The sequence below is a fragment of the Xanthomonas cassavae CFBP 4642 genome (assembly GCF_000454545.1).
Classification (GTDB): Bacteria; Pseudomonadota; Gammaproteobacteria; order Xanthomonadales; family Xanthomonadaceae; genus Xanthomonas; species Xanthomonas cassavae.
Genome location: NZ_CM002139.1, coordinates 358,623 through 359,439, shown reverse-complemented (window position 1 = coordinate 359,439; position 817 = coordinate 358,623). Strand labels below are relative to the sequence as shown.

At 53.7% G+C, this 817-nt stretch carries 1 protein-coding gene; it reads left to right on the top strand.

From position 1 onward, the window contains the following. On the top strand, positions 1 to 791 hold a 791-nt coding region (locus tag XCSCFBP4642_RS0101550; protein WP_160170349.1), incomplete at its 5' end, for an ImmA/IrrE family metallo-endopeptidase. Positions 792 to 817 lie beyond the last annotated feature (26 nt).

Here is an 817-nt window from a genome sequence, read left to right as displayed (position 1 = left end):
CGAAAACGGCAAAAAACCGGGGGGTTGAGCGCCCTCAGCGCGGCGGATGTGGCGTGTTTCGTTTTCCGGCTGCGTTGATCAGACCATCCCTAGCCCGCGACGTGGGCATCTCAGCGCGAACCCTGACCCGTGCAATGGAAGGTCAGACGGGCCTGACCTTCATCCAACTTCAGAGGCTCGGAAAGTACTTTGGACGGACGCCTCTGTTCTTTTTGGAACAAGGAGTGCCCGAGCCACAGCAAATCAGAAGTCCGCAGTTCCGTACCATCCTGAATCAGCAGCGCAATCTCGACCAGAAGATCAAGCGCATTATTCAACTCGCGGAGTGGCAGCGAGAAGCCTACATCGATCTTCTCGACGAAATCGACGCTGAAGAAAGAATCCAATTCGATCCACCAGACCTAGTCGGAGTTACCCCAAGCTCGGCTGCACGCCAAGCGAGAGAGTGGCTTGGGATTCAGAATGAAAGCTCGTTCGAGCAGTACCGCGCTGCGATTGAACGGCGCGGCATTCTTGTGTTCCGTACCAATGGATATGCTGGAAAATGGCAAATTCCAAGCGCACATCCAACAATTGGATTTAGCCTTTACCACTCATCGTATCCAATCATCGTGGTGAGAAAGGAAAGCGTGGAGGCACGCCAAACCTTCACTCTTGCTCATGAGCTAGGGCATCTCCTTCTGTTCCGTGAGAGCACTATCGACAGCGTTGATAGCCTTAAGGCAACGCTGATCAAGTCGGTCCCTATCGGAGAAAATATGCCCCTTCCTTCAAATCGGAACGACCGATGAAACAGCAGACATTGGCGATGGCGGCC